The sequence below is a fragment of the Mesorhizobium sp. M7A.F.Ca.US.005.03.2.1 genome, from assembly GCF_003997795.1.
GTDB classification, from domain to species: Bacteria; Pseudomonadota; Alphaproteobacteria; order Rhizobiales; family Rhizobiaceae; genus Mesorhizobium; species Mesorhizobium ciceri.
In genome coordinates this window covers 1-8,737 of sequence record NZ_RZRP01000190.1, presented here as the reverse complement: position 1 = coordinate 8,737, position 8,737 = coordinate 1, and the positions used below count along the sequence as shown (strand labels likewise).

Here is an 8,737-nt window from a genome sequence, read left to right as displayed (position 1 = left end):
GCATGGTCCTGGCGAGGCCGGCGGCATAGCGGCGGCAAACGCCGGCAAGTTCCAGCGCAATCGTCTCGTTTTCTCCGAACCGCCTGTCGCTCCACATGATGTGCGGCGCCGAGGCATTCTCGCCACCGAGGATTGTCGGCGGAAGCGCTGTGATGTCGCCGGCAAAATCCTGGCTGCCCGCGATCTGCGCCGCCTGGATGGCGGCGATGGCATCGCATTCGCGAACGCCCGGCGCGATCACCTCGAAGGCTCGCGTGACGGCCGCTTCGGCGAGCGTCGACGCCTTGCGCAAATAGGCGATCTCGGGCGCCGATTTGACCGCGCGGATCCAGTTCACCAGCAGGTCGGCATCGTGCCATTTTGCATTGGGAAGTCCGGCGACAAGCCGGGCGTGCGCCTTGGGGGAGAAATAATAGGCTTCGAGTTCGATGCCGATATGGCGGCTCCCCCAGCCCCTGGCGACAATCCAGTTCGCAATCCAGTCCATGGGATGGCGATCGCCTCGCTGGACATGGTCTTCCGGAAAGCCGACCACGTTTTCCGGTTTCATCCAGGCTGTCAGAAGACCGCCGGCCGCATCCATGGCGCGCCCGATCCAGACCGGCTCGACCTCCTCGATTGGAACCAGCACCACCTGCGGCGTGTAGAACGACCAGCCGTCATAGCCGGTGATGTAATGCTGGTTGGCAACGTCGTTGACGACAAGGAGCTCGAGACCGCGCTTGGCCATCTCGGTGCGGATCTTGCGAAGCCGCTGTCGGTACTCGTCGCGGGCAAACGGCAATTCGATCATCTTTGCTCCATGCTTTGTCATCAACGGTCGCGGGTTCGCTCACCATTGAAGAGGTTTCGCCATGGCGGCAATCGGCCAGGGCGGCGTGTGGGCAGGTCCTGAACCGGGTACGTCCATACCCGGCCTTCCCAAGATTTGTGTTTCACTATCATTTATTTTTGAATTCCATTTGACTGAATAAATAAGCGGTGCCAAGCTATCCTCTCCTAAGGGGCGCAAGGCATGGCACTGCGGGGGACCAATCAGGAGTTCGGGCGGCCATACAACCGGCGCATCGTGCTTGAGTCCATCCGCCTGCACGGGCCGATCGCGCGCGGCGAGATCGCCCGGCGCGTCGGCCTCACCGTCCAGACCGTATCGACCATCGTTCGCGAACTGGAAGATCAGGACTACATCCTGTCGCTGCGCGAAGAGCCGAAGGGGCGCGGCCTGCCGCCGGCGACGCTCCGGATCAACCCCGAGGGCGGCTATGCCGTCGGCATCCACATCACCCCGCTTGGTATCAGCGCCGCCTTGATCAATCTGAGCGGCGACGTGATCGAGAGCATCTACCGCGAAGCGCCGAACGCGACGCCGGACCACGCCTTCGAGTTGATCGGGGCGATGGTGGTGGAATTGACCAGACTGCGGGCTGGCGGACGGGTGCTGGGCGTCGGCATGGCCCTGCCTGGCCCCTTCGACGTGGAGTCCATGAGTTTCGTGGGGCCGACCACCATGACCGGCTGGAAGGATGTCGCGCTGCGCGAACGGCTGGCGGCCTCCACCGGATTGCCGGCCTTCTTTGAAACCGATATGGCCGCGGCCGCCATGGGCGAGCGCCTTTATGGCCTCGGCGCCCAGTTTTCCGAATATTACTATCTCTATTTCGGCGTCGGCCTTGGCGGCGTCATGGTTCATGACGGCAGCGCCTTGCGCGGCGCCTGGGGAAATGCCGGCGAGATCGGACACATTCCCGTCATTCCCGGCGGCGAGGCCTGCCCGTGCGGCAACAGCGGCTGCCTCGAAAGATATTTGTCGCTCGAGGCGCTCCGGCGCTGGAACGGCAGCGAGGCCGACTGGGTGGCCGAAGTCGCACCGATCTTTCACAACGCCGTCGCCGTCATCGAGAACCTGTTCGACCCGGAGACGGTCATCCTCGGCGGGCTGGCGTCCACCGACCTGCTCGAAATGCTGGCTGGTTCGGCCGCAGGCCTGCACAACTCCGTCTCGGCCCGCAAGGACCGCACGACGCCCAGGGTCGTGGTCGCGCGCGGCGGACAGCATTCCGTGCTGCGCGGCGCCGCCGCCCTGGCGGTTTCCGGGGTTCTGTCACCTCGCTTCGGGCAGATGTTCGCGGCCGAACGCGAACGCGAGCGCGACCTTCTCAAAGGCAGGGAGATTGCGGCATGAGTGAACCCCTGCTGGTGCTCGACAACGTCACCAAGAACTATGGCGCGATCGAAGCGCTCAAGGGGATCAGCTTCTCGATCGGCAAGGGCGAGGTCGTGGCGCTGCTGGGCGACAACGGCGCCGGCAAATCGACACTGGTGAAGATCATATCAGGCGGACTGGAGCCGACATCGGGCCGCATGCTGTTCGAGGGCAAGGAATTCCTCGCCAAATCACCGGCCGAGGCCAAGGCGGCCGGCATCGAGACCGTCTACCAGGATCTCTCGCTGTGCACCAACGTCGACGTGGTCGCCAATTTCTTCATGGGCCGCGAGATCACCCGCAAGTTTCTCGGCATTCCCGTGCTTGACGAGCGCGCCATGGAAGCCGTCGTCGGAAAGGCGCTGGCCAATGCCGGCACCCGCATTCCCTCGCTGCGCGCCAATGTCGAGCACCTTTCGGGCGGCCAGCGGCAAGCCATCGAACTCAACCGCTTCGTGCACTGGGGCGGCAAGCTGGTGCTGCTCGACGAACCGTTCGCCGCCCTCGGTGTCGAACAGACGCGGCGCGGTCTCGACATGATCCGCCAGGTGGCCAATCAGGGCATCGGCGTCGTCATCATCACCCATATCATGCAGCAGGCTTTTCAGGTCGCCGACCGGATCGTGGTGATCCGCCAGGGCGTCGTGGCCGGCGATGTCGCACGCAATAAAACAAGTCCCGACGCGGTGATCAACATGATCACCGGTGAGACGCTTGCCGGTGCCGGACCGACAGGCTGAGGGACAAAAGAGGGGTCCGGCTTAAGAGGAGCGAACGACATGAAGCGAATACTTCTTGCTGTCTTCGGTATCCTTGCACTGGCCTTTGCCACGCTCACGCCGGCATTCGCCCAGTCCAAGGGTATCGTCTACTATATGGTGCCGACCCTGCTGGACGAGTTCCAGACCGGCTCGGTGAGCGCGCTGGAACTGTTCCTGAAGCAGACCGGCTACGAGATGAAGACGCTGAACGCCGACAACAAGACCGACGCCCAGCAATCGCAGATGAACGACGTCATCGCGCTGAAGCCGGCGGCCATCATCCTGGCTGCAGTCGACTTCAATGCGCTGAAACCGTCCATCGAAGCCGCGCGCGCCGCCGGCATCCCGGTGGTCGAGTTCGACCGCCAGATCACCTCGACCCCGTCCGACTTCACCTCTGTCGCCGGAACGGTCGAGATCGGCTACGTCGCCGCGGATCAGGCCGAGAAGCTGCTGAAAGCCAAGAACGGCTCGGTGAAGGGCAAGGTTCTGCAGGTGCTCGGCGACCCCGGCGATCCCTACACGCTCGACATCCAGAAGGGTTTTGAGGAGAAGATGAAGGCATTTCCGGACGTCAAGATCATCTCGCTTCCGGCCATGCAATGGGAAGCCAGCAATGCCGGCACAATCGTTGCCGACCAGATGCTGGCCAACCCCGACATCGACCTGATCTTCAGCCATGCCGCGCACCTATCGGTCGCCGCCGTCGCCTCGCTCGAGGCGGCCGGCAAGAAGCCGGGCGACGTCATGCTGATGAGCTCGAACGGCGCTCCGGTCGGCCTCGACCTGATCCGCAAGGGCTGGCTCAACGCCGAAATCGAGCAGCCGCTTTACGCGCAGGCCGCGGCTGTCGCCATGTTCATGGACAAGATCGTCAAGAAGCAGGAAATCAAGCCCGGCGAATACGACGTGCTCGGCCTGAAATCGACCGTGACCAAGGAATCCTGGGGTCCGAACATCAAGATCCCCGGTGCCGCGATCACCAAGGAAAACGTCGATAATCCGGCCTTCTGGGGCAACCAGAAGCCGCCGACGGACACCGTCAAGTCGGTCGAATAGTCATCTGAAGCGCTCCGGGCCGTAGCGGCCCGGAGCCTGCCTTTTCACAACGCCGCGTCCGAAAGGATGCCGTGGCGAATTTGAATCCGCGCCTGAACCCGACGGAATCGAGTTGATTTCGCGGGGGCGCCAACCGGATCAGCCCATGAACCCGCGCACACGCAAAGCCCTGGAGTTCGTACTCGACAACCTCGTCTGGTTCATGCTGCTGTTCGTGCTGGTGGTCTTCTCCATCTTCGTCCCGAACTACTTTCAGCTCGGTATCTTCGCCAACATCATCGAGGCTTCGAGCGTGCTCGGCGTCATGTCGATCGGCCTGGCGCTGGTGATCATCGCCGGTCACATGGATCTGTCGGTCGAATCCGTCGCAGCGCTCAGCGCCATGGCGGTCGGCATCCTGTTTTGCTCGTCGGGCATCGGCATGGGCGTGCAGCTGCATCCCGAGTGGCTGATGGTTCCGGTTTCGCTGCTGCTGGCGCTGGCAGTCGGGGGTCTCATCGGCGCCTTCAACGGCTATCTGGTGGTCAAGGTGAAGATGAGCGCCTTCATCATCACGCTGGCGTCCTACATCTGGGTGCGCGGCCTCGTGTTGGTCGTGTCGGGCGGCCGCTCGGCGCAGGACCTGGCGCCGGCCATCCGCTGGTTCGGCATTCAGCGCCTTGTCGGCCTGCCGCTCACCGCCTGGATCGCGGTTGGCTGTTTCGTGGTCTTTTCGCTGATCATGGCCAAGACGCCGTTCGGCCGGCATCTGGTGATGATCGGCGGCAACGAGACGGCGACCTTCCGCGCCGGCATCCGGGTGAACCGCAATCTCATCATCGCCTTCGTGCTCGCCGGCGCCATCGCCGGCCTCGCTGGCTGGCTGCTGGCGATCCGCACGTCGGGCGCCACCGCCAATCTCGGCGTCGGCTTGCTGTTCAACGCCTTCGCCGCGGTCGTCATCGGCGGCGTCAGCCTCAAAGGCGGCGTCGGCACCCTCCCCGGCGTCTATGCCGGCGTGCTTTTGCTCTCGGCCATCAACACGGCGATCAATTTGATGGGCCTGCCGGCCAATTTCACCCAGGTGATTCATGGCCTGCTGGTGCTGGCCGCGGTGCTGCTCGACGCCTTCAAGCAAACCATTCGCCAAAGACTCGCATGACAGGACGGCTCGCATGACAGGACGGCTAAAAGACAAGGTGGCGCTCATCGTCGGCGCCGCCCGCGGCATCGGCAAGGGCATTGCGCTCCGCTTTGCCGAAGAGGGAGCGCGGCTGGTGCTCGCCGACACCGAAGTCGAAGCCGGGCAAGCGACCGCTGGCGAGTTGGGCGTCCCCTTCATCCGCACCGACATCTCGCAAATGAGCGACGCCGAGGCCGCCGTGGCGCTGGCGCTGAAGCAGCATGGCCGTCTCGACATCATCGTGCAGAATGCCGGCATCTATCCCTGGCAGCTGATCGAGAACACCAGCGCCGACGACTGGGACCGCGTCATGGCGGTCAATCTGCGCGGCACCTTCAATGCCAGCCGCGCGGCCCTGGTGCCGATGAAGGCGCAACGCTTCGGCCGCATGCTCTACACCTCCTCCATCACCGGTCCGCATGTCACCAGCCCGGGCCATGGCCACTATTCGGCCAGCAAGGCCGGCATCAACGGCTTCATCCGCGCCGCGGCACTGGAATTCTCCGGCTACGGCATCACCGTCAACGGCGTCGAGCCCGGCAACATCCTGACCGAAGCGATCGAGCTGCATCGCGGCGAGGCGTTCATCAAGAACATGGAGGATTCCATCCCGCTTGGCCGCCTCGGCAGCCCGCGCGACGTCGCCAATGCCTTCCTGTTCCTCGCCTCGGACGATGCCAGTTACATCACCGGCACGACCATCGTCGTCGATGGTGGGCAGTTGCTGCCCGAAGGCAGCGATTTCCGGCTCGTTCCGCCATGATCATCGATTTCGGCGATGGCTTCTTCCTGCGCCAGGCGACCGAGGCCGACCATCCAGCACTTGCCATGATCTGCCTCAAGACCGGTGATGCCGGCCAGGATGCAACCGGTCGCGAAGACGCTCCGGATCTGTTGGGCCAAATCTACACCATCCCCTACCAGGTGCTGGAGCCCGACCTCGCTTTCATCGTCGATGGGCCAACGGGCGCCGCGGGCTATCTGCTGGGTGCAAAAGACACAAAGGCTTTCAATGCAGGCCTGGCAGCAAGGTGGTATCCGCGCCTTCGCGCGCAGGTGACCGATCCCGGACCCGACCGCACGCGCTGGAGCGGCAGCGACTGGGCTCGCCACCAGATCCATCATCGCGACTTCACCATTCCGCCGGCCCTGGCTGCCTACCCTTCGCACGGTCATATCGACCTGTTGCCGCAAGCGCGTGGAAAAGGCATCGGCCGGCGGGCGATGGCTTTTCTCGAGCAAAGGCTCGCCGCGCTCGGATCACGCGGGCTTTGCCTCGAAGTGATGCCGGACAATCACAACGCGCTGCGCTTCTACAGGGCCATCGGATTCGCAGTGTTGCGGGAGCCGGGATTGCCCGACCACAGCATCTATGTCGCCAAACGGCTGACAACCGCACCGGAGATCGTGTGAATGGTGGGCGATGACGGGCTCGAACCGCCGACATCTTCGGTGTAAACGAAGCGCTCTACCAACTGAGCTAATCGCCCGCTCCGGGCCGGACCTTTAAGCGGTCAGGGTCCGCTTCGCAAGGCCAAATGAGCGCAGGACGCCCTGGTTGGATGCCGGTTTTGCCAACAAAACGCCGGCTGTCAAAAAACCTTCTCCTGTTTGCTGTTATGATGGTTTGGTGCGCTTGACACCCGGTGGCGAACCCCTTATCCAGCGCCCCAACGACGAACACGGCTGACACGTGTTCGCCATGCGCGGGTGTAGCTCAGTTGGTTAGAGTGCCGGCCTGTCACGCCGGAGGTCGCGGGTTCGAGCCCCGTCACTCGCGCCATTTCTCTCAAGGGTATCAAGCCCTTGGCTTTGGAGAAATGTCGACATTGATTGTCAAAAATGTTGTCTTGCAAGAGACCTGAGGTCCAAGAGACCTGAGGTCACTCAGGTCCGTTCGGCCCATGCAGACGTCTTGCCGCGCAAGATCATCCTCTCGCCAGCAGCGCCTCGACCTCCTGCAGCGTCGGCATGGATGGCGCAGTCCCTGGCCGGGTCACCGAGATTCCGGCGACGGCGCAAGCGAAGCGCACCGCCTGCAGCGGCTCCACGCCCCTCGAAAGTGCAGCGGCAAGCCCGCCATTGAAAGCATCGCCTGCCCCCGTGGTTTCGACCACCGGGCCGGCGCTGACGGCTGGAACGTGGTCGGAGCGATCTTTCGAGTGCAAAAGCGCGCCCTTGTCGCCGAGCGTGACGATGACTGTGCCGACCCCCTTTTTGAGCAGACTGTCGGCGGCGGCTCGCGCCTCGTCGACCGAGGACACCTTCATCCCGGTCAGTTCCTCCGTCTCGGTCTCGTTGGGCGTGAGGTAGTCGCAGAGCGTGTAGATGCGGTCGGGAAGCTTTGCCGCAGGGGCTGGGTTGAGGATCGTCGTCACCCCTGCCCCACGCGCGATCTCCAACGCCCGCATGGCTGCTTCGATCGGCTGTTCGAGCTGCGTGACAAAGACACCGGCATTGCTGATCAATGCGGCATTGGCTTCGATATCGGCTGGAGAGATCAGCATGGCAGCACCGGGGCTGACGATGATGGCGTTGTTGCCGGTCGTCTCCTCGACGAAGATGTAGGCCGCGCCGGTGTAGCTTTCCGGCGTATCGATGACGGCATCCTTGACGCCCGCCTGCGCCCAGGTCTGCCTGGCCATGTCGGCGAAGGGATCGACGCCGAGGCGGGTGAGGAAGGTGACGTCGGCGCCGAGCTTGCCGGCGGCCACCGCCTGGTTCGAGCCCTTGCCGCCGGGACCCAGCGCGAAGGATGTGCCGAGGATCGTTTCGCCCATGCGCGGCTGCCGCTGCGCCCTGTAGGCGGTGTCGGCGACGAACACACCCAATATGACGACCGGCTTGCCCGAAGCCATGCCGCTACTCCGCATCCGGCGGCACGACGCCCTTGCGGAAGGCGAAGCAGCCATAGAAGCGGCGTTCGCCGGTCTGGATGACACAATAGGCTTGTTTGGCGCGCTCGTAGAAGGCGTAGCGCTCGACCGCGATCATCGGCCACGACTTGCCCTCGGCCTTATCGACTTCCTTCTGCACTTCCTTCTGCACTTCAGGAATCTCGTCCGGCTTGCCGACGATTTCCATGCGCGCGGCCGAATCGTCGACGAAGGTGTCGAGCGGGTAGAGCGACAGCACCGCCTTGACCACTTGCGCGGCCGAGGCATCGATGCGCAGCACGCGGCCGAGCGCCGTCTGGCGCGCCACCGAATCGGACGGAAAATTGGTGTCGGCGATGATCAGATCATCGCCATGCCCCATTGCCCGCAATGCCTGCAGCACGTCGGCATTGAGCAGCGGGTTGATGCCTTTGAGCATGGTATTCCTCGTGAGTTGAGATCAGAGACGCTTGCCGGTCTCTGCGTCGAAAAGATGGATCTGGTCGAGCCTTGGCTTCAGCTTCAGCGTATCGCCCGGCTTGAAGTCGTGGCGCTCGCGAAACAGCGCCACCATCTCGCCTTCGCCGAAGCGCAGGAACACCAGCGTTTCCGAGCCGGTCGGCTCGACCACCGAAATCTTCGCCGGCACCCCGTCGGGATGGATCTCGAGGTGCTC

At 63.6% G+C, this 8,737-nt stretch carries 10 protein-coding genes and 2 tRNA genes; 7 read left to right on the top strand and 5 right to left on the bottom strand.

The genetic code is table 11. From position 1 onward, the window contains the following. On the bottom strand, window positions 1-793 hold a 793-nt coding region (locus EN991_RS13210; protein ID WP_127368911.1), incomplete at its 3' end, for a Xaa-Pro peptidase family protein. Window positions 794-1,015: 222 nt separating this feature from the next. On the opposite strand from EN991_RS13210, the gene EN991_RS13200 reads away from it, so the two are divergent. The 6 genes from EN991_RS13200 to EN991_RS13175 all read left to right on the top strand — a co-directional run bounded on the left by EN991_RS13200 (window position 1,016) and on the right by EN991_RS13175 (window position 6,598). After that, window positions 1,016-2,182, top strand: coding sequence for an ROK family transcriptional regulator (locus EN991_RS13200; protein ID WP_013532174.1), 1,167 nt, complete (start codon window positions 1,016-1,018; stop codon window positions 2,180-2,182). Further along, window positions 2,179-2,943: an ATP-binding cassette domain-containing protein gene (locus EN991_RS13195; protein WP_013532175.1), complete on the top strand. Its 765-nt coding sequence runs from the start codon at window positions 2,179-2,181 to the stop codon at window positions 2,941-2,943. The genes EN991_RS13200 and EN991_RS13195 overlap by 4 nt, the downstream gene beginning before the upstream one ends. Window positions 2,944-2,982: 39 nt before the next feature. Next, window positions 2,983-4,023 carry a sugar ABC transporter substrate-binding protein gene (locus EN991_RS13190; RefSeq protein WP_027162389.1) on the top strand — a complete coding sequence of 347 codons (1,041 nt, stop codon included), beginning with the start codon at window positions 2,983-2,985 and terminating at the stop codon, window positions 4,021-4,023. Between the two features lie 145 nt (window positions 4,024-4,168). After that, a complete protein-coding gene (locus EN991_RS13185) occupies window positions 4,169-5,164 on the top strand; it encodes an ABC transporter permease (protein ID WP_013532177.1) in 996 nt (331 codons plus the stop codon). A 13-nt stretch (window positions 5,165-5,177) separates the two neighbouring features. After that, window positions 5,178-5,948 (top strand): SDR family NAD(P)-dependent oxidoreductase, encoded by a 771-nt coding sequence (locus EN991_RS13180; protein ID WP_013532178.1) that lies wholly within the window; start codon window positions 5,178-5,180, stop codon window positions 5,946-5,948. After that, on the top strand, window positions 5,945-6,598 hold the full coding sequence (locus tag EN991_RS13175) for a GNAT family N-acetyltransferase (protein ID WP_127368910.1): 654 nt from the start codon (window positions 5,945-5,947) through the stop codon (window positions 6,596-6,598). Before EN991_RS13180 ends, EN991_RS13175 begins: the two co-directional genes overlap by 4 nt. Window position 6,599: 1 nt before the next feature. Here EN991_RS13175 and EN991_RS13170 read toward each other — a convergent pair. Further along, a tRNA-Val gene (locus tag EN991_RS13170) sits at window positions 6,600-6,675 on the bottom strand. A gap of 216 nt (window positions 6,676-6,891) precedes the next feature. Here EN991_RS13170 and EN991_RS13165 point away from each other — a divergent pair. Beyond that, window positions 6,892-6,968: transfer RNA gene (locus EN991_RS13165), tRNA-Asp, on the top strand. Window positions 6,969-7,113: 145 nt separating this feature from the next. Here the strand turns inward: EN991_RS13165 and rbsK are convergent. From rbsK to EN991_RS13150, 3 genes are all read right to left on the bottom strand, one after another. Next, window positions 7,114-8,043: a ribokinase gene (gene rbsK, locus EN991_RS13160; RefSeq protein WP_063171949.1), complete on the bottom strand. Its 930-nt coding sequence runs from the start codon at window positions 8,041-8,043 to the stop codon at window positions 7,114-7,116. A 4-nt stretch (window positions 8,044-8,047) separates the two neighbouring features. After that, entirely contained in the window at window positions 8,048-8,500 is a 453-nt protein-coding gene (locus tag EN991_RS13155; RefSeq protein WP_064995418.1) for an RbsD/FucU family protein, read from the bottom strand. A gap of 21 nt (window positions 8,501-8,521) precedes the next feature. Continuing rightward, on the bottom strand, window positions 8,522-8,737 hold a 216-nt coding region (locus EN991_RS13150), incomplete at its 5' end, for a TOBE domain-containing protein (protein ID WP_127368909.1).

What these genes read in the sequence shown, in the direction of transcription:
- EN991_RS13200 (WP_013532174.1), top strand. Translation starts at nt 1,016, where the DNA reads ATGGCACTGCGGGGGACCAATCAGGAGTTCGGGCGGCCATACAACCGG.
- EN991_RS13175 (WP_127368910.1), top strand. Translation starts at nt 5,945, where the DNA reads ATGATCATCGATTTCGGCGATGGCTTCTTCCTGCGCCAGGCGACCGAG.
- EN991_RS13155 (WP_064995418.1), bottom strand. Translation starts at nt 8,500, where the DNA reads ATGCTCAAAGGCATCAACCCGCTGCTCAATGCCGACGTGCTGCAGGCA.
- EN991_RS13180 (WP_013532178.1), top strand. Translation starts at nt 5,178, where the DNA reads ATGACAGGACGGCTAAAAGACAAGGTGGCGCTCATCGTCGGCGCCGCC.
- EN991_RS13195 (WP_013532175.1), top strand. Translation starts at nt 2,179, where the DNA reads ATGAGTGAACCCCTGCTGGTGCTCGACAACGTCACCAAGAACTATGGC.
- rbsK (WP_063171949.1), bottom strand. Translation starts at nt 8,043, where the DNA reads ATGGCTTCGGGCAAGCCGGTCGTCATATTGGGTGTGTTCGTCGCCGAC.
- EN991_RS13190 (WP_027162389.1), top strand. Translation starts at nt 2,983, where the DNA reads ATGAAGCGAATACTTCTTGCTGTCTTCGGTATCCTTGCACTGGCCTTT.
- EN991_RS13185 (WP_013532177.1), top strand. Translation starts at nt 4,169, where the DNA reads ATGAACCCGCGCACACGCAAAGCCCTGGAGTTCGTACTCGACAACCTC.